Here is a 17,238-nt window from a genome sequence, read left to right as displayed (position 1 = left end):
TGTCTTTTCTGTTGAAGCGTTCCGCCATCGCGCCACAGGGAGGGGGGGAAGTTGCGCGATGACGGTCGCTGTCCACTAGTCGGCCGTTCATCCTAAGTCAACAGTTGTTGATTTATTCTCATTCACCATTATGGACGGAAAAATGGAGAGGACCTCAACCATTAAACGGCGCGATGCCGTTGCAACCCGCGCGTCTATATTGGCGGCCGCGCACCAACGCTTTCTGCGTGAGGCGTATGAGAATGTCGGACTGCGCGACATTGCGGGCGATGCCGGGGTCGATGTCGCGCTGATCAGCCGCTATTTCGGCGGCAAGGAAGGCCTGTTCCGCGAAGTCGTCAGCGACGAAGCAAAGCCGCATCTGTTCCGCGAGCCCAAAAGCATCGACGAATTGCCCGGTTTTCTGGCGCAACTCGTCGCCGAAGACGATGACGCCGACCGCCATCATCGCATGGAGATGTTCGTCATCATGCTGCGCTCGGCCTCGTCTCCCAAGGCGGGCGATATCATCCGCGAACTGGTCAACCGCGACGTTCTGGAGCCGCTCGCGGGAACGATCGGCGGCGATCAGGGCGAGATGCGCGCCAATATGCTGCTGGCGATCCTGATGGGCGTCGGCGTCCTGCGGACGATCATGAAGGTCGATAATTTCGAGCTCGATGCCGAAGAAGGGGCCGAGTGCGTTGAGCGTTTTCGCTGCCTGTTTGCGGCGGCGTTGACCTGCTGACCGGCGCAGCGCAACTGCCCTCCCCGGCCAGACGATCGAAGAGGTCGAGATAGCGGCGCGCAGCGAAAGCCGTGCCGAAAGGCTCGGTAACGACCGCCGGAGAAAAGGGCCGACGATCCTGCCGGTCGATCCATTCGAGCATGGCCTTGGCGATCACCGCCGGGTCGCGGCTGGCGACGATCGCGCCGCAATCACCGTCCGCGAGCAAATCGCGCAGAAAATGCGAACAATCGGTGGCGACAACCGGAACGCCGCGTTCGAGGGCTTCGACCGCAACCGCAGGCCCACCTTCGTAGCGCGAGGTAATCAGAAGCAGGTCGGCGTGGTCGAGCGCCGGCCCGATTGATGCGAGGCGCCCCGGAAGCGCGATCCGGTCCGCAACGCCCAAGCGCCGCGCCAGCCGCGCCAGCCGCGGCGCGTCGGGCCCATCGCCCGCAATCGTCAGCCGCACGTCGCGGCGCTTGGCCAGTTCGGCGACGATTCGAACCGCGAGACCGAAATCCTTCTGCTCGACGAGTCGCCCCGCCGCCAGCAGATGCAGCGGCCCGGTGCCCGGCACCTTCCTCGCGTCCGGCAAATTTATGATCGTGTCGATATTGGGATCGAAGATCACGCTGACGTCCGCGCGTCCCGTCAGCGCACGCACATCGTCCGCGAGCCCGGTCGACATGGCGGCGAACCAGTCGACATCGCGCGCCGCCCAACGAAAGGCCCGCGCAAGCAGCGCGCGTAGCGCCGGGATCGCCGAAGGCGCCAGCGGATTGCTGATCTTCGCCACGACCTTCGGCCGCCGCGGCAAATCGCGCACGGCGCCCGCCAGCACATGATGAAAATTGCCCGGCAGAAAGACGACGTCCGGCCGCAGGCGAGCGATCGCCGCCGACAGCGCACGCCGCAGGCGCAGGCGCGAAAGCGGGCTTCTGGGAATTTCGGGTTCGAGACGCTCGGTGTGGACGCCGCGCGGCACGGCGGAGCGCAGCGGACCATCGAATGTGCCGCAGAGCAAGGTGACGCGGCGCCCCTGCGCCACCCATTCGCGCGCCAGCCGCAGCGCGATCACCTCGGTCCCTCCGAACGAAAAATCATGGAAAATGATGACGATGTGCTGCGCTCGCGCCACGCCGCTGGCCTTCCCGATGCCACACCGGCGCCCGCATCGGACGCCCTTCCATCGACAAGACGCCGCGCGCGCCGATTTTCCGCACGCGCCGATGCGGGATCGGCCGCGCCGCGGCGTCTGAAGCTGAAGAAGCGAAAAATCGCTGGTACGACACAAACGGGATAAAAGCGTGAACGGATTGACGGTTGCCGCAGCCCCCACATCGACGCCGCCTCTTGCCGCGCTCGAGCCGCTGACACCGATCCGCAGTCGCTGGCCGGCGCTGCTCAGCGGCCTGCTCAGCCTGGCGCTGCTCGCCGGACTGATGCGCGAGCTTCTGGGCGGCGGACTGGCCGCGCTGCATGAGGCGCTACCGACCAACCCGCTTTTCTATCTGGTCTTCCTTGCCATCTATGCGGTGCAGCCGCTGTCCGATCTGGTGATTTTCCGGCGGCTGTGGGGCCTGCCGCTGTCGGGCATCGTGCCGATCCTGCGCAAGCTGGTCGCGAACGAGATATTGCTCGGCTATTCGGGCGAAGCCTATTTCTACGCCTGGGCGCGGACCCGGCTCAACATGATCGCGGCGCCCTTTGCGGCGATCAAGGATGTCAGCATCCTGTCGGCGGTCGTCGGCAACATCTTCACGCTGGCACTGCTCGCCATCGCCACGCCCTTCGCCTATTCGCTGCTGCCCGCCGAGCATATCCGCCCGATCCTGGGGTCGGTAGGGGTCATGCTTGCCCTGTCGCTCGCCATCCTGCTGTTCCGCGGCCGCCTGTTCTCGCTTCCCGCAAGCGAGCTGCGCTGGGTGTTCCTCGTCCACCTCGTCCGCACTATCGCCTACACCGCGCTGCTCGCGCTGTGCTGGCATCTTGCGCTGCCGCTCGTACCGCTTGCGCTCTGGATGTTGCTCGTGACGGGACGCCAGCTCGTCGCGCGCCTGCCGCTCGTCCCCAACAAGGACATCGTCTTTGCCAATCTGGCGGTCTTTCTGGTCGGCAACGACGCCGCGGTGACGCGGCTCGTCGCACTGACGGTCGCGCTGACCCTGCTCTGCCACGTCATCGTTTTTGCCCTGACATGGCTGCCGCTGCGCAAGGGAGCGGCCGCATGACCCGTTTCCGCTTCCCCGCCGTCGCCGCCGCCATGCTGGCTTCAGCCGCGATGATGCCGTCCGCACGCGCCGCGGTTTATGGCGACGCGCCGGCCTGCGCCGCAGGTTCGACGACGCCGGCGCTGCTCGTCTGGCTCGACGGGCTGAAGGACCGCAAGGGACGCATCCGGGTCGAGCTTTTCCCGAGCAACGACAAGGATTTTCTGGAGGATGATTTCGTCCTTCAGAAAGCGGGCAAGGATTTTCGCCGCATCGAATTTGCCGCCCCCGCCGCCGGTCCGGTCGCGGTGTGCATCCGGGCGCCGCGGCCTGGCCGCTACAGCTTCGCGATGATCCACGACCGCGACGGCAAGCACAAGTTCAGCTTTTCCTCCGACGGCGTCGGCTTTCCCGGCAATCCCAAATTGGGGTGGAGCAAACCCAAATCGGCGAAGGCCGCGGTGACGCTGGGCAACGGCGTCACGGAAATGCACGTGATGATGAATTATTTCCACGGCCTGGGCTTTTCGCCGGTCAAGAAGGATTAAGACGATGCGGATCGTCGACGTCTGCGAATTCTATTCCCCCACCGGCGGCGGCATCCGCTCCTATGTCGACCGCAAGATGCAGTTGCTTGCCGAAGCCGGCCACGAACTGATCGTCCTCGCGCCCGGCGCCGAGGATCGCGAGGAAGTGCGCGCGACCGGCGGCCGGATCATCTGGGTCAAGGCGCCGCCGCTGCCGTTCGACGCCAATTATCGCATGTTCTGGGATGCGGCGCCGATCCATGCCTGGCTCGACCGGTTGCACCCCGATGTCGTCGAAGCCTCTTCGCCCTGGCGCCCCGCGTGGATCGTCGGAAAATGGGCCGGCGACGCCGCGAAGGTCTTTTTCCTGCACAGCGACCCGGTCGTATCCTATCCACAGCGCTGGTTCGGACGAATCGCCTCGCGCGAAAAGATCGACGCGGCCTTCGAATGGTTCAATCGTTATCTGCGCCGCGCGATGCCGCTGTTCGACAGTCTGGTGGTCTGCGGCGATTCGCTGGGCAAGCGGCTAAGCGACCGCCACATCGGTCCGGCGCATTGCGTCGCGCTGGGCATCGACCGCGCCGCCTTTTCACCGACCCTGCGCGACGCCAGCCTGCGCGCCGACCTGCTGGCGCAATGCGACCTGCCCGAAAGCGCCACCCTGCTGCTCGGCATCGGGCGGCACCATGGCGAAAAGCGGTGGGACATGGTGATCGACGCGGTGCAGGCCGCCGCCGCCCGCGAACCCGTCGGCCTGATCCTGATCGGCAAGGGACCGGCGAGCGCCGCGCTGCGCAAGCAGGTCGGCGGCAATCCCCATATCCGCATGTTCCAGCCAATCTACGACCGGCCGCAACTGGCGACATTGATGGCGAGCTGCGACGCGCTGATCCACGGGTGCGAAGGCGAAACCTTCGGCCTGGTGGCGTCGGAAGCTCTGGCGTCGGGCCTGCCGCTGATCGTCCCCGACGAAGGCGGCTGTGCCGAGATCGCGCGCCCAGAATTTGCCGAAACCTATGCCGCACGCGATGCCGCGGCGGCGACGCAGGCCATCGCCCGTTTCTGCGCGCGCGATCGCGCGGCGGTCCGTCAGGCGGCGCGCCGTGCCGCCATCGCCGTCCGATCGGACCGCGACCATGTCGCGGACCTGCTCCGCCATTATGACGCGCTGATCACCGCGCGTTCGTCGCGGGTGGCGGCATGATCGGCCGCGAGATCCGCATAGCGCGCGACCCGGCGCCCCGCGAGCAGCGCGGCACAGCATTTGTCGATGCTGGTCACAAGGCTGGGCACATGCGCATCGCCCGGATGCACCGCGACGCGCACGTCGCGCATCGGTTTCAGTGCATGCCGCGCGAGCGCAGAAAACAACAAGGAACTGGCGATCCGCGCCCTGCTGCGGCTTGCCCAGGTGATGACCGGACCGCGCGCGAGCACTGCGCCGGTTTGCGGATTCCACACCTTCATATGATCCTCGGCCATCGCAAATCCGGCCTGTGGCAAAGCGGACAGAGCCCCAGCTCCGTAGAGCCACGCGGGCGCGATGAAACCGGTTGCGGCAACCCCTGTCACGTCCTCAACCAGTTTCTTGGCCGCCGTCATCCGCGCCAGCGCGGTGGCGTGGTCAAGGCCGAGGAACTCGCCCTCGCCCGCCGTCATGTGGCGCGCGCGGAAACCGTCGAGCGCGCCGCTGTGCCGGCTGTCGTCGCGATGCGCCCAGCCGTGGACGAACATTTCAACGCCCGCGTCGGCCCAGCCGCGCAGGCGGCTCTGAAAGCCCCGGTCCTCGGCGATCGGCGCGCTGTCCCAATGATCGGGAACGACCAGCATCGCCAGCTTCGGCCCGCCAAGGTGGCGGACGAGTTGGTCGAGCAGGCGATCGACCTCGTCGGCGAAGCGCGGGCTGACGTCGTGGATCGAGGCGAGGAATTTGCGCGAGGATTTATCGGAGGGCCGCATGACTGACATGTCCTTGATGGCGATGGTCTATCGCTTGCTCGTCTGGGGCAGCCGCAACGCGGACAAGGCGCCTCGCACCCGCGCCGCGCCCGCAAAGGCGCCGCCGCCGCGCGCGGCTGAACCGCCGTTCAAAAGGCTGCATCCAGGCCAATCCTGACGGTGCGGGGCCGCAGCGGCGTTTCCTGCCGACCGGCGACCACGGTGAAGGGGTTCCCATAGGAAAAGCGGTTACGATCGGCGTTGAACAGGTTCGTGACACCTAGCGCAAAGCCGAAACGCCCGCGCTCAAGACGCAGGTTCAGAGCCGTGTCGACATAGCGGCCCTGGCTGATGTCGAGCAGATTGCCGACGCCGAGATAGGATTTGCCGACATAGCGCGCATCGGCGGCAATCGACAGGCGGGCATCGGCGCCGACGATCTGCACCCAGCGCGCGCCCACCCGCGCGCCCCACTGCGCGATATTGGGCAGATCATTGTCCTCCGCCCGCGCATAGGCCGGTGCGGCTTGGGTCAGGCTGCTGTGGTTGAGAAAGGCGCTGCCGTCGAGGCGCAGCGACGGGGTGGCGTTCCACGTCGCAGACGCGCTGAATCCGAGAATCGAACCATTGCCGATATTGTCCGTGTAGGGGAAACCCTGCGCATCGACGAGATCGGCCTGAATCGATTCCCAGCGCGCGTAGGAGCCCGAAAGCGCCACGCTGAGCGGATCATGATCGGGCGACCCGCGCCGCGCGCCGAGTTCGAACGTCGCGATGGTATCCGACTGGAAGGCGACCGCGCTTCCCGGACTGCTCACAGACAATCCGCCGGGCCGGAATCCCTCCTGATAGCGCCCGTAGATCAGCCAGCCGCCCCCCGGTTTCCAGCGCAGCGCCACGGCGGGCACGAAATAGTCGACGGCGCGGCGCGGTTCGGGCGGGTTCGGGTTTGCAGGATCGATCAGTTCGCCCGAAAAGCGCGTATGGGCATAGCGGCCACCAAGGCTCGCGCTGAGCCGTGGCGCAAGGCCGAAGGTCCATTCGCCGAACAGCGCAACCTCGCTGCGCTCGTTCAGAATATCGGCGATCGGGGCGGGCGCGGCGGGGTCGCCGAGCGCGCGCCGGGTCCGGTCCTTCCCGTCGGTGATGCTGATCCCCGCGATCCAGCCATGCCCGTGCGCGCCCTGCCGCGACAGTGTCGTTTCATTGGCGTGCTGGCGGATCGCAATATCCTGCGTAAAGGCCAAGGGGCTCCCGCCGCCGAGCGCCGACGCATCGAAGCGGTTCGCCAGATCGTGCGACACGATCGCACCGGTCGATCGCAGCACCAGCGGACCCCAGCTTTTTTCGACCGTGGCGTAGAGTAGCGAATAATCATTGTCGAAGGGCTGCGCGATCAGGCTCTGCCGCGTCAGGTCGGGCAGCCCGGCCTCCGAATATTGGCCGTCGCGCGTCTGGATGTCCTGCCGCACCCAGCCCGCATCGATCGTCCAGCCGTCGCCCGGTGTCACACGCAGCGCCGCGCGCCCGCCGAAGATGCGGCTGCGGTTGACGTCGCTGAGCCCGCGGGCGCTGTCGTCGATATAGCCGCCGTCGATGCGGTGATAGCCGACGACGCGCAGCGCAGCACGATCGGTCAGGAGCGGCAGGTTGAGCGTCGCTGCCGCATCGTGGCTGTCGGCGCCGTGCTGGGTCAGCGCATAGCCCGCTTGCATCCGCGCCGCGAAACCGCCGCTGTCGGGCTTTGCCGGATCGATGCGGATGATGCCGCCGAGCGACCCGGCGCCGTAAAGCGTCCCCTGCGGCCCTTCCAGCACCTCGATCTTGTCGATGTCATAGAGCGCGATGTCGGGATCGGGCGCATTATAGTTGAGCCGCGCATAGCCGAAATATTGCCCCACCGTCGCCTGTGTCGGGCCGGTGAAGCTCGAATCGGCGACGCCGCGAATGAACAGCTTGTTGCGGCCGGGGCCTAGGTTGGTCGAATTGACCGAGGGAAGCTGGCGCACGATGACGTCCGAACCATGCTGCCCGGGCGCGCCCGCGAAACTGTCATCGAGGCGCATCACCGTAACCGCTGCGGGATAGTCGGCGAGCGCGGTGTCGCGCTTGCTGGCCGTGACGATAATCTCTTCGGGCGGCGCGGGGTCGCCCGGGCGCGGGATCGCGGGGCGCGGCGCCGGGCGGCGCGGCGGCGGTGCCGGGCGCGCCCGCACGGGGACGCGCACGATGCGAAAGCTGCGCGCGTCGATGATGGTCACGCCCAGCCCGGTGCCGCGCAGCAGCCGCGCGAGCGCGGTTTCGGCATCCATCGTGCCGGCGACGCGGCGCACGCGGATCTCGCCCATAGCAGGATCGGCAAGCGCGACGCTGACGCCGCCCTGGCGCCCGAGGTCGAGGATCGCCTGGTCGAGCCGGCCGGCAGCGATGGCAAAGCGATGCGTCTCGGCGGCATGGACCGACGCGGGGGCCAGAGCCGCCACGAGGCTGGCCGCTGCCCATTGCCTGTAACGCTGCACCATCAGTTCGCGGTCAGTCGCCACTCCTCGCCGACCTTGCGGGCCGAAACGCCCATCAGGATCGCGATCTTTTCTATAGCGGCCTTATCCTTGCCGTCGATCAGGATCGTGCCCGTAAAGGTGCGATCGGCGATGGCGGGATCGACCGCGATCGGGGCGCCAAGCGCGCGCGACAGGTCGGGCGCGATGTCCGACAGCGGCGTCGCGGTGAAATCGAGGCGGCCCGTCTTCCACCCTGCCACCGTGGCGGGATCGACGCGGGTGACGACCGGTGCGGCGCCGCTATGCGCGATGTGCAGCCGCTGCCCGGCGCGCAGCAGCAGGGCCGCGCGATCGGGATCGAACATCACCGCGCCTTCGGCAACGCTCACTTCGGCACGTCCGTCCTCGCGCGCGACGTTGAAGACCGTGCCGACATCGCGCAGTCGCATATCGCCCGATACGACGGTGAAGGGATCGGCCGGATCGTGGGTGACGCGGAACACCGCCTCGCCGCTTTCGAGCGTGGCGATGCGCGGATTGCGGCGGTCGAGCGTCACGCGCGTTCCGCCGTTGAGGTCGATCACCGTCCCGTCGTCCAGCGTCACGCTGCGCTGCTCGCCGAGCGCGGTCTCGACCGCATAGGTCGGCACCGCGATGCGGTAGACCGGCCATGCGCTCACCGCGACAAGCAGCGCGGCGGCAACGGCACCATAGCGGCGGAAGAATCCGGGGGCATTGTCGTTGGCAGGCGCGGCGTCGGGGCGATCCGCAGCCAAGGGGCGCGCGGCGAGGGCCTCGGTCATCGCCGCATCGGCGATCGCCACCCGGTCATAGGCCGCGGCGTGCGCAGGATCGGCCTCCAGCCACGCGGTGAAGGCAGGCCAATCGGCATGCGCAGGGTCGCGCTGCCGGACGAACCAGCCCACCGCCTCCTGCTCTGTCATGCCGTTTACCATGCCTAAAACCGTCCCTTCGCAGCTAGGACGGTCTGGTCAGTCATTTTCCGCATCGAGTTTGTCACGTAATTGCAATACGGCCTTGTAGGCCTTTTGTAGATGTTTTTCGACAGCGCTCAGGCTGAGGCCGAAATGCGCGGCTATGTCGCGCTGCGGCGTGCCGTCGATGCGGTAGCTGCGGAAGATGCCGGTGGTCGGCTCGCCCAGTTCGTCGAACAGCGCCGCGACGCACGCCAGCTCGCTCTTCGCGATCGCCGCGCGCTCGGCCGAGGGCGCTGGCGATGCCTCGCCCGCATCGTCCGTTGCCAGCGCGTTCCACGCATCGTCGCGCCGCTCGCGGCGCTGTGCCGAGCGGCGGCGGTCGATCACCAGATTGTCGGCGACGCGATAGAGATAGGACAGCGGGTCATCGGGAACCGCCGCGATACCGCCGATCTTGATCCACAGATCCTGCAGAATATCCTCGGCATCCGACGCGTCGCCGCAGCGGGCCCGCACGAAACGTTCCAGCGCTGCGCGGTGGGCCAGGAACGCCCCTTCCAGACCGTCGGCGATCATGCGCCGCCCCATACCAATGCCGCGCCCAAGTCGCAATCGGATCGCGCCCATCGATCGGCAATGCGACGCTTTTCTCGTGCGGATGCGGAAAAGCGCGCGCGGTGCCGTCCATTTGACAGGGGCGATGGTCGAATTGCGTAGCGGGAGCCTTGCCCCATGTCCCAAGCCCTGTCCCGCCGCCCGCTCCGGACCGCCGCGTTGGCGGGGGCGATGGCCGCGAGTTGCACCGCAACTGCCGCGCCTCCCCCAGCCCCCGCAACGCCGATCAGTGTCCTCACCTACAATATCCATGGTCTTCCCTGGCCGCTTGCCTGGGGGCGCAGCGATGATTTCGGACAGATCGCGGCGCGGCTGCGCGCGATGCGGCAGGCGGGAACCCAGCCGCATATCGTCGTGCTGCAGGAAGCCTTCACCCGCTCCGCCCAGCGGATCGGCGCAGAAAGCGGCTATCGCTATGTCGTGGACGGCCCGGCCGCCACCGATCGCAGCAGCCTGCCCGCCACCGACGCCGACCGCCGCTTCGCTGCCGCGGCATCGTGGTTCAAGGGCGAGCGGTCGGGCAAGCTGCTCGGCAGCGGGCTGCAACTGCTGTCGGACTATCCGATCCTCGCGGTACGCCGCGCGCCCTTTCCGGCCTATGCCTGTGCCGGTTATGACTGCCTTGCCAACAAGGGCATATTGATGGCGCTCGTCGCGGTTCCGGGCGCGGCGACGCCGGTCGTCGTGACCACCGCGCATTTCAATTCGCGGGGGGCGTCGGGGGTTTCCGACGAACGCGCCGACTATGCCTATCGCCGCCAGCTCGACGCAGCCGGACGGTTCATGGCGCAAAGCCCATGGCATCGCTATCCGATCATCTTTGCCGGCGACTTCAACGTCGGCAAGATCGCGCCGCGCGCCCGCGCCTTCGCATCGGCGACGGGCGGCTGGTGGGGTGCAGCGCGCACCGGTGGGCTCGACGATGCGATGCACGCCTGTTCGCGCAGCACAAGCGGCCTGCCCCGCGCCGCGCTCGAAAGCTTTCACCGCGCCAAGGACTGGCAATTATTCGCCTCGACCCGCATCGCCGCGCTCACCGCCGTGGCCATATCGGTGCCGTTCGGACGCAGCGCCGACGGCCGCATGCTGTCCGACCATATCGGCTATGTCGCGCGTTACCGCCTTGCGCCGCTCACGCCGACCGCCGCACGCGGCCCGCTCGGCTATGTCCGTTTGAAATAGGCGATCAGGCGATCGATCGATGGCCTTGCGGCCTGCAGCGCCTGTTCGGTTGCGGCATCGTCGCGCCGCGCCGCGCCATCCTGTGCCGCCTTCAGCGCCGCACCCATCTGGCCCGCCAGCGCCGTGTCGCCGACGTCGCCCGCAATGTCATCCCAATGCTGGCCCGCCATTGTCATCGCCGCATCGACCCCGGACCAGTCCGGCCGCGCCGCCGCAAGACGCGCGGCCCCGGCCAATTGCGCATAATCGATCAGCGCCATCGCCGTTGTCGCCTTCGACACGGTCGCCATATCCTCGATCAGCGCGCGATAGATTTCGAGCGCCGCGAGTCCCGCACCCTGCCGGTCGTCCTGCCGCGCGGCGGCATCGAGCGCGGCGAGCCGCGGCACGATCGCCTGCTGCGCCGCCGAACCGAGCGACGCGTGGACGCCTTTTTCGGAATAGATGGCGGTGGCGACGCGAGCGCGAAACTGCCCGACCGATTCGTCTGGCGCCGCCACCGCCACATCGCGAAAATAGCCGGCAGCGGCATGTTTGAGCGGATCGGGATCGACCGCATAATCGGTAATCCCCGCGCGCGTCGTCAGCGAGAAGGTCGCAATCGCCTGATCAGAAGGCGAATGCGGCGCCCCGCAGGCGCCCAGCGTCAGGAGGGACAGGATCATCGCGCCGCGCAGCCGGCGAACGTCGAACCGAGAATCATGTAGAAAATTTGGCAAAGGCCTATCCTTTGCCCGGAAGACGTCGCGGGGGTGGCAAAGCCGCACCCCCGTTGCCCCAAAAAGCGGGTCAGCTTGCGCGGTCGGCGAACAGCGCCTTCAGATCCTTCTTCAATATCTTGCCATTGGCATTGCGCGGCAGCGTGTCGGCGACGAAATGCACCGCCACCGGCACCTTGAAGGCGGCGAGCCGCGCGCGCACCCAATCCTGCAATTCGCTCTCGCTTGCCGTCATGCCCGGCGCCAGATGGACGACCGCCGCGGGTTCTTCGCCCAGCGTGCGATGCGGGATGCCGATGATCGCGCAATCGGTGACCGCCGGGTGTTCGTAGAGCGCGTTTTCGACTTCCGACGAATAGATATTCTCGCCGCCGCGCAGCACCATGTCCTTCGCCCGGTCGACGATATAGACGAAGCCTTCGTCATCAAGGCGCGCGAGATCGCCGGTGCGCACCCAGCCGTCGACAAAGGTTTCGGCCGTCGCCTCGGGCTTGTTCCAATAGCCTTTGACGATCATCGGGCCGCGCGCCCACAGCTCGCCGACCGTTCCCGTCGGCAGCACCGTCACGCCATCATCGTCGCGGATTTCAAGGTCGGCGACCGCAACCGCCGGCCCGGCGCTGGTCGGACGATTGAGATAATCTTCCGACGAATGCGACGTCACTGTCGCCATCGTTTCGGTCATCCCCCAGCCGTTGCCCGGCAGCGCCCCGAATTCTTCGTAGATGCGCTTGACCAGTTCGGGCGCCGACGGCGCGCCGCCATAGGCGATCGCCTCGATCGACGAGAGGTCGTAGTTGGCGCGGTCGGGATGCTCGATCAGCTGCCAGGCGATCGTCGGCACGCCGCCGGTCACATTGACCTTTTCGCGCGCGATGATCTCCATCGCCTGCACCGCGTCCCATTTGCGCATGAAGATCGTCGTGTTGCCCGCCGCCATGCTGCCCATCAGGCTGGCCGAACAGGCTGTGACGTGAAACATCGGAATGACGGTCAGCGTCGTGCGCGGCTGCGGATCGGGGATCGCTTCGCCGCGGCGCAGAAAGCTGCGCGCCGCCGAAAAGCCGCCCGAGAGGATATTGCTCATCAGATTGCGATGGGTGCCGAGCGCGCCCTTGGGATTGCCCGTGGTGCCGCTGGTGTAGAAGATCGTCGCCTCGTCATCGGGATCGATCGCAACGACGGGCCGCGCGATATCGGGAAGCGCCGCCCAGCTCGCGGGCGCGCCGACGATATCCTCGAGCGCCGTCGTATCGTCATCAGCGCCGCCGCGTGCGACGATCCAGCGCGATACGCCGCCCAGCTCTTCGCGATGATCGCGCAGCCGCTCGAGCCGCTCGCCATCGACGATCACGACCTTTGCGCCCGAATCGCGGATGCCATAGGCCAGTTCGGCACCGGTCCACCATGCATTGAGCGGCACTGCGATCGCGCCGATCGTCGTGATCGCGAAAAAAACCATCGGCCATTCGGGCAGGTTGCGCATCGCAAAGGCGACACGGTCGCCCTTGCCGACGCCCATGTCCTGCAGCGCATGCGCCAGCGCCGCGGTCGCGCGCCAATTGGCCTCGAAGCTGATGCGGTCGTCGTCGAGGATGGTGAACGGCCGCGCGCCATGGGTGCGCGACAGGTCGAGGAGGACGCCCAGATCGTTAGGGGCATTTTTCCAGACGCGCGTCGGCACGCCGCGGATCGTCACCGTCTCCATCTCGAAGCGCGCGCCGGGCGCGGTCAGCACCGCGGTTGCATCGGCCATCGACATTTTCGGCCAGGCCGGATCGAGCGCCACCAGCGGCTCTGTCATCACGTCACTCGTCACGCGCATTGCTCCCATATCCGTCCGGTCGGGCGCCGGAGATTCGCCTCAGCGTTACGGACGAACGACGGGCCGCACAAGCGGGCGAAGCATGGAAAGGCGCAGCGTTCGTCGCGGCGCGGCGACGCCCTAGCCCGGCGCGATCCGCCCGCCCGCAACCCGAAAGCGCGTTACCGGGCCGGGCATGGCATCGAACAGCGCCGCCTCGGTGCCGGTAAGCCACGCCTGCCCGCCCTGGCCGGCTAGGCGCCCATAAAGCGCGGCGCGGCGCAGCGGATCGAGATGTGCGGCGACTTCGTCGAGCAGCAATATCGGCCGCTGTCCACGGTCGCGCGCCACGCAATCGCTGTGCGCAAGAACGAGCGAGAGCAGCATCGCCTTTTGCTCGCCGGTCGAGCAGCGCGCCGCGGCGCGGCCGCTCGCCGCGTGGACGGCGGCAAGATCGTCGCGGTGCGGGCCGGCGGTCGCGCGCCCGGCGGCGGCGTCGATCCGGCGCCGTGCCGCAAACAGATCGCGCAGCGCCGCGGCGTCTTGCACCGCGCCGCGCGGTGCGCCCTCGGCATCGACAAGGGTCAGCAGCGGGCGCGCGAAGGGCGCGTCGGGCTGTTCCGCCAGTTCGGCCGATAACGCCGCGAGCGTCCGCTGACGCGCCGCGTCGATCGCCGCGCCATGCTCGGCAAGCTGCGCCTCGAGGCTCGCGAGCCATTGCGGATCGGCGGCGGAAAGGTCGGCAAGCAATTTGCCCCGCGCGCGCATCGCCGCTTCATAACGATTGCCATGCTGGGCATGGCGCGGGTCAAGGGCGAGGACGAGGCGGTCAAGGAAGCGCCGCCGATTGCCCGCCGTTTCGACGAACAAACGGTCCATTGCCGGGGTGAGCCAGAGGATGGCGAGCCAGTCGCCGAGTGCCGTCGCCGCCGCGGCACTGCCGTTGATCCGGACGATCCGGCGCCCCGGTGCCGAGGGTTCGACCCCGGTACCAAGCGCCACGGGGGCGAGCGCGGGATCACCCTGCACCTCGCCGAACACCGCGAAGCCGCCGGCGGCGCCGTCGCGCACCATATCGGGTAGCGCCGCGCGCCGAAGCCCGCGCCCCGGCGCGAGCAGCGATATCGCCTCCAATATATTCGTCTTGCCCGCGCCATTGTCGCCGTGAAGCGCGACAAGACCCGGCCCGGCCGCCAGATCGGCCCCCGCGTGATTGCGGAAATCGGTCAACGAAAGGCGGATCAGCGTCATCTGCGTTGCGCCTACCCCAGCCCTGTGTGCGATGCGAGTCCCGCGCATCATCGCTGCACGCCAAAGGTGAAACGCAAAAAATTCCAATTTGAGGCAATTTTTACCACATCATTGATTTTTTCCCGCTGAAATATAGTTTCAACGTCGAAAAAACCGCGGTTAACCGCCAATGAATGAAATTGGCACGCCTCCTGCATTGCTACTGGCATCCACCGGATGGTCCGGGTGGGAGGAACGAAAGGATTATATCATGGCTCATTTCAACACCGAATCGCTCAAGAGCTACGCCATCGCGGCGGTTGCCACGCTCTACTGCTCGATCATGTTCCTGGCCGCTGCTGGCCCGAACGGTGCGGAACTCGGCCGGCTGGTCATCTGACCAGCCGCCCCCACCCACGAACAACGCCGGTCCCGGAGGGACCGGGACGGAAAGGAAAGAAATGAAACAGGGTTTTCGCAAGAATCGTCGCGATGGCATGGTCTTCGGCGTCTGCGCCGGCATGGCGGACCACTTCGGCTTCGACGTCTTGTGGACGCGCGTCGCCTTTGTGGCACTGACTTTGCTGGGCTTCGGCCTGCCGCTGCTGGTCTATCTGACCGTCGCGATCCTCGCGCCGTAACGCAGCCACGGGCCGGCCGCCTTTCAGGCATGTCGCACCGGCCCCGCATATTTCCACAATCGAAGGCCCGCCGGTCCGCCGGTGGGCCTTTTCTTTTGCGCGGCGCACCTAGCCGGCGGGCAGTTTGAGCCGTACGAGCGTCCCGCCAAGATCCTCGCTCTCTTCGAGCGCGACGCTGCCGCCATAGATTTCAGCAACGTCGCGGACGATGGCGAGGCCAAGCCCCGTCCCCGGCTTGCCGCTGTCGAGCCGGACGCCGCGGTCGAAGATACGCTGACGGTCGGCGGGCGAAATGCCGGGGCCGTCGTCCTCGATCAATATCTCGGCCATGCCGCCCGCGCGCTGCACGGTCACGAAAACGCTCCCGCCGCCATATTTGGCCGCATTTTCGAGCAGGTTTCCGATCAATTCGTCCAGATCCTGCCGCTCGACGCGCGCCACCAGCGTCTTGTCGCCCGCCTCGTCGAAACGCACGTCGGGATGGAGGCGGGTCAGCGCGCGCAGCACGCTGTCGACGCTGTCCCAGACAACGGCGCGCGCCTGCGCCGCCCCGCGGCGCCCGACCGCCCGCGCGCGCGCCAGATGATGATCGACCTGCCGCCGCATCGTCGCCGCCTCGCGCCGGATCGTTTCCGCAAGTTCGCTGTCCGACCCCGCGGCGCTGTTGAGCAGCACGGTCAGCGGCGTCTTGAGCGCATGCGCCAGATTGCCGGCGTGCAGCCGCGCCTCCTCTGCCTGCTTTTCGTTATGCGCGAGCAGCGCGTTCAATTCCTCGACCATCGGCTGCACCTCCAGCGGCAGCGGCGCGATGACGCGGCGGTTTTCACCGCCGCGCATCGCTGCGATCGCGCGCCGGATGTGGCGCAGCGGCCAGAGGCCGTAAAAGGTCTGCAGCGCGGCCAGAACGATCAGCCCGACGCCAAGCAGCCCCAGGCTGGGAATCAGCGTCGCGCGCACCGCGCGGATTTGCTCGTCGAGTGCCTGACGCGACTGTGCGATCTGGAAACGCCAGTTGGTCTTGCTGCCCGGAAGGATGACGTTGCGCTCCAATATGCGCAGCTGTTCGTCGGGAAACTGCGTGCTGTCATAGGTATGAAGCCCGGTATCGACGTGCGGCTTGGGCGATTTGAGCGTGCGCTCCCACAGCGAGCGCGAGCGATAGGGCTCCTGCCCGCCGCCGCTGATCTGCCAATAAAGGCCGCTATAGGGTTCGAGGAAGCGCTGGTCGCCGAGTGGCTCGATCAGCCGCACCTCGCCATCGGGGCCGATCTCCGACGAGCGGATCATCGCGATCAGCACATATTCGAGGCTCGAATCGAAGTTGCGCGTGATCGCGCCGGTCAGCACCCGGTCGAGCGCGAAGCCGCCGCCGATCAGCAGCACCGAAATCCACAGCGCCGCAATCGCAATCATGCGCCGCGCGAGCGAGCCTGTCGTGAGGCTCGCCAGCGCGGCCGGCTCCGTGCGGGTTTCGGGGCCGGGCGCGATCGGCGAGGCGGCGTCGGCCTCGGCCATGATCAGCCCTGCGGATCGTCGAGCTGATATCCGAGGCCGCGGATTGTCGTGATGATGTCGGCGCCCAGTTTCTTGCGGATGCGGGTGACGAACACCTCGATCGTGTTCGAATCGCGATCGAAATCCTGATCGTAGATATGCTCGATCAGTTCGGTGCGCGACACGACCTTGCCCTTGTGGTGCAGCAGATAGGACAGGAGTTTATATTCCTGCGCGGTCAGCTTGACCGGCTCGCCATCGAGCGTGACGCGGCCCGAGCGCGTGTCGAGCCGCACCTTGCCCGCGATCAACTCGCTCGACGCATTGCCAGAGGCGCGGCGGATCAGCGCGCGCAGACGAGCGATCAATTCCTCGGTCTGGAACGGCTTGGCGAGATAATCGTCGGCACCCGCGTCGAGCCCGGCGACCTTGTCCGACCAGCTGTCGCGCGCGGTCAGCACGAGAACGGGAAAGTTGCGCTTTTCGCGGCGCCAGCGATCGAGCACGGTCAGCCCGTCGACTTCGGGCAGGCCGAGGTCGAGGATCGCGGCGTCATAATCTTCGGTCGAGCCCAGGAAGTGCCCGTCTTCGCCATCGGTCGCGAGGTCGACGGCATAGCCGTTCCCCTCCAGCGTCGCCTTGAGCTGCGGACCCAGCGTGGGTTCGTCTTCGACAATCAAAATCCGCATTCAGGCACCTTTCGTCTGCGAACCCGCCGGACAGGGCG

General features: G+C 67.1%; 18 protein-coding genes. 8 read left to right on the top strand and 10 right to left on the bottom strand.

Annotated features, from left to right (window positions below):
• The first annotated feature begins 142 nt into the window (after positions 1–142).
• Entirely contained in the window at positions 143–727 is a 585-nt protein-coding gene (locus tag ATE59_RS17490; RefSeq protein ID WP_162928236.1) for a TetR/AcrR family transcriptional regulator, read from the top strand.
• On the opposite strand, the gene ATE59_RS17730 is transcribed toward ATE59_RS17490, so the two are convergent.
• Positions 633–1,847: a glycosyltransferase gene (locus tag ATE59_RS17730; protein ID WP_058811332.1), complete on the bottom strand. Its 1,215-nt coding sequence runs from the start codon at positions 1,845–1,847 to the stop codon at positions 633–635. The two genes, ATE59_RS17490 and ATE59_RS17730, sit on opposite strands and share 95 nt — an antisense overlap.
• A gap of 169 nt (positions 1,848–2,016) precedes the next feature.
• Between ATE59_RS17730 and ATE59_RS04355 the strand changes: the two genes are divergently transcribed.
• Genes ATE59_RS04355 through ATE59_RS04345 form a run of 3 tightly spaced genes read left to right on the top strand, consistent with a single transcriptional unit; the run spans position 2,017 to position 4,653 of the window.
• Positions 2,017–2,940 carry a hypothetical protein gene (locus ATE59_RS04355; protein WP_231737176.1) on the top strand — a complete coding sequence of 308 codons (924 nt, stop codon included), beginning with the start codon at positions 2,017–2,019 and terminating at the stop codon, positions 2,938–2,940.
• Complete coding sequence (locus ATE59_RS04350; protein WP_058811833.1) at positions 2,937–3,467, top strand: DUF2141 domain-containing protein; 531 nt, start codon at positions 2,937–2,939, stop codon at positions 3,465–3,467. The genes ATE59_RS04355 and ATE59_RS04350 overlap by 4 nt, the downstream gene beginning before the upstream one ends.
• Positions 3,468–3,471: 4 nt before the next feature.
• A complete protein-coding gene (locus ATE59_RS04345) occupies positions 3,472–4,653 on the top strand; it encodes a glycosyltransferase (protein WP_058811331.1) in 1,182 nt (393 codons plus the stop codon).
• On the opposite strand, the gene ATE59_RS04340 is transcribed toward ATE59_RS04345, so the two are convergent.
• Positions 4,608–5,408, bottom strand: coding sequence for a DUF2334 domain-containing protein (locus ATE59_RS04340; RefSeq protein ID WP_058811330.1), 801 nt, complete (start codon positions 5,406–5,408; stop codon positions 4,608–4,610). The two genes, ATE59_RS04345 and ATE59_RS04340, sit on opposite strands and share 46 nt — an antisense overlap.
• On the opposite strand from ATE59_RS04340, the gene ATE59_RS17725 reads away from it, so the two are divergent.
• The gene (locus tag ATE59_RS17725; protein WP_156416708.1) at positions 5,407–5,565 is read left to right on the top strand and encodes a hypothetical protein; all 159 of its coding nucleotides are present in this window, start codon (positions 5,407–5,409) and stop codon (positions 5,563–5,565) included. The genes ATE59_RS04340 and ATE59_RS17725 overlap by 2 nt on opposite strands.
• Here ATE59_RS17725 and ATE59_RS04335 read toward each other — a convergent pair.
• The 3 genes from ATE59_RS04335 to ATE59_RS04325 are packed head-to-tail and all read right to left on the bottom strand — an operon-like array spanning position 5,537 to position 9,402.
• A complete protein-coding gene (locus ATE59_RS04335) occupies positions 5,537–7,930 on the bottom strand; it encodes a TonB-dependent receptor domain-containing protein (RefSeq protein WP_058811329.1) in 2,394 nt (797 codons plus the stop codon). The genes ATE59_RS17725 and ATE59_RS04335 overlap by 29 nt on opposite strands.
• Positions 7,909–8,832 carry a FecR family protein gene (locus ATE59_RS04330; RefSeq protein ID WP_197409130.1) on the bottom strand — a complete coding sequence of 308 codons (924 nt, stop codon included), beginning with the start codon at positions 8,830–8,832 and terminating at the stop codon, positions 7,909–7,911. Before ATE59_RS04330 ends, ATE59_RS04335 begins: the two co-directional genes overlap by 22 nt.
• A 48-nt stretch (positions 8,833–8,880) precedes the next feature.
• On the bottom strand, positions 8,881–9,402 hold the full coding sequence (locus ATE59_RS04325) for an RNA polymerase sigma factor (protein ID WP_231737175.1): 522 nt from the start codon (positions 9,400–9,402) through the stop codon (positions 8,881–8,883).
• Between the two features lie 156 nt (positions 9,403–9,558).
• On the opposite strand from ATE59_RS04325, the gene ATE59_RS04320 reads away from it, so the two are divergent.
• A complete protein-coding gene (locus ATE59_RS04320; protein WP_058811326.1) occupies positions 9,559–10,623 on the top strand; it encodes an endonuclease/exonuclease/phosphatase family protein in 1,065 nt (354 codons plus the stop codon).
• Here the strand turns inward: ATE59_RS04320 and ATE59_RS04315 are convergent.
• The 3 genes from ATE59_RS04315 to recF form a co-directional block, all read right to left on the bottom strand.
• Positions 10,605–11,288 carry a hypothetical protein gene (locus ATE59_RS04315; RefSeq protein ID WP_058811325.1) on the bottom strand — a complete coding sequence of 228 codons (684 nt, stop codon included), beginning with the start codon at positions 11,286–11,288 and terminating at the stop codon, positions 10,605–10,607. The genes ATE59_RS04320 and ATE59_RS04315 overlap by 19 nt on opposite strands.
• 124 nt (positions 11,289–11,412) lie before the next feature.
• Positions 11,413–13,146, bottom strand: a complete 1,734-nt coding sequence (locus ATE59_RS04310; protein ID WP_058811832.1) for a class I adenylate-forming enzyme family protein — start codon at positions 13,144–13,146, stop codon at positions 11,413–11,415.
• Between the two features lie 141 nt (positions 13,147–13,287).
• Positions 13,288–14,397 carry a DNA replication/repair protein RecF gene (gene recF / locus ATE59_RS04305; RefSeq protein ID WP_058811324.1) on the bottom strand — a complete coding sequence of 370 codons (1,110 nt, stop codon included), beginning with the start codon at positions 14,395–14,397 and terminating at the stop codon, positions 13,288–13,290.
• A 250-nt stretch (positions 14,398–14,647) separates the two neighbouring features.
• Here recF and ATE59_RS18320 point away from each other — a divergent pair, with 250 nt between their 5' ends.
• A complete protein-coding gene (locus ATE59_RS18320) occupies positions 14,648–14,776 on the top strand; it encodes a hypothetical protein (protein WP_255265911.1) in 129 nt (42 codons plus the stop codon).
• Positions 14,777–14,837: 61 nt separating this feature from the next.
• Positions 14,838–15,017, top strand: a complete 180-nt coding sequence (locus tag ATE59_RS04300) for a PspC domain-containing protein (protein WP_003044434.1) — start codon at positions 14,838–14,840, stop codon at positions 15,015–15,017.
• Between the two features lie 108 nt (positions 15,018–15,125).
• Here the strand turns inward: ATE59_RS04300 and ATE59_RS04295 are convergent, their stop codons facing one another.
• Both ATE59_RS04295 and ATE59_RS04290 read right to left on the bottom strand, forming a co-directional pair.
• Positions 15,126–16,430 (bottom strand): sensor histidine kinase, encoded by a 1,305-nt coding sequence (locus ATE59_RS04295; RefSeq protein ID WP_040590107.1) that lies wholly within the window; start codon positions 16,428–16,430, stop codon positions 15,126–15,128.
• 104 nt (positions 16,431–16,534) lie between these two features.
• A complete protein-coding gene (locus tag ATE59_RS04290; RefSeq protein WP_003044440.1) occupies positions 16,535–17,200 on the bottom strand; it encodes a response regulator transcription factor in 666 nt (221 codons plus the stop codon).
• Positions 17,201–17,238 lie beyond the last annotated feature (38 nt).

Origin of the sequence: Sphingopyxis sp. A083 (genome assembly GCF_001468495.1) — a bacterium.
Classification (GTDB): Bacteria; Pseudomonadota; Alphaproteobacteria; order Sphingomonadales; family Sphingomonadaceae; genus Sphingopyxis; species Sphingopyxis terrae.
Note: the sequence above shows the minus strand (reverse complement) of the source record. Positions and strands in the feature narration are given on the sequence as shown.

Coding starts and splice junctions, on each gene's coding strand:
- ATE59_RS04295 (WP_040590107.1), bottom strand. CDS start 16,430: ATGATTGCGATTGCGGCGCTGTGGATTTCGGTGCTGCTGATCGGCGGC.
- ATE59_RS04315 (WP_058811325.1), bottom strand. CDS start 11,288: ATGATCCTGTCCCTCCTGACGCTGGGCGCCTGCGGGGCGCCGCATTCG.
- ATE59_RS04330 (WP_197409130.1), bottom strand. CDS start 8,832: ATGACAGAGCAGGAGGCGGTGGGCTGGTTCGTCCGGCAGCGCGACCCT.
- ATE59_RS04310 (WP_058811832.1), bottom strand. CDS start 13,146: ATGACAGAGCCGCTGGTGGCGCTCGATCCGGCCTGGCCGAAAATGTCG.
- ATE59_RS04290 (WP_003044440.1), bottom strand. CDS start 17,200: ATGCGGATTTTGATTGTCGAAGACGAACCCACGCTGGGTCCGCAGCTC.
- ATE59_RS04325 (WP_231737175.1), bottom strand. CDS start 9,402: ATGATCGCCGACGGTCTGGAAGGGGCGTTCCTGGCCCACCGCGCAGCG.
- ATE59_RS18320 (WP_255265911.1), top strand. CDS start 14,648: ATGGCTCATTTCAACACCGAATCGCTCAAGAGCTACGCCATCGCGGCG.
- recF (WP_058811324.1), bottom strand. CDS start 14,397: ATGACGCTGATCCGCCTTTCGTTGACCGATTTCCGCAATCACGCGGGG.
- ATE59_RS17725 (WP_156416708.1), top strand. CDS start 5,407: ATGACTGACATGTCCTTGATGGCGATGGTCTATCGCTTGCTCGTCTGG.
- ATE59_RS04320 (WP_058811326.1), top strand. CDS start 9,559: ATGTCCCAAGCCCTGTCCCGCCGCCCGCTCCGGACCGCCGCGTTGGCG.
- ATE59_RS04345 (WP_058811331.1), top strand. CDS start 3,472: ATGCGGATCGTCGACGTCTGCGAATTCTATTCCCCCACCGGCGGCGGC.
- ATE59_RS04350 (WP_058811833.1), top strand. CDS start 2,937: ATGACCCGTTTCCGCTTCCCCGCCGTCGCCGCCGCCATGCTGGCTTCA.
- ATE59_RS04300 (WP_003044434.1), top strand. CDS start 14,838: ATGAAACAGGGTTTTCGCAAGAATCGTCGCGATGGCATGGTCTTCGGC.
- ATE59_RS17490 (WP_162928236.1), top strand. CDS start 143: ATGGAGAGGACCTCAACCATTAAACGGCGCGATGCCGTTGCAACCCGC.
- ATE59_RS04340 (WP_058811330.1), bottom strand. CDS start 5,408: ATGCGGCCCTCCGATAAATCCTCGCGCAAATTCCTCGCCTCGATCCAC.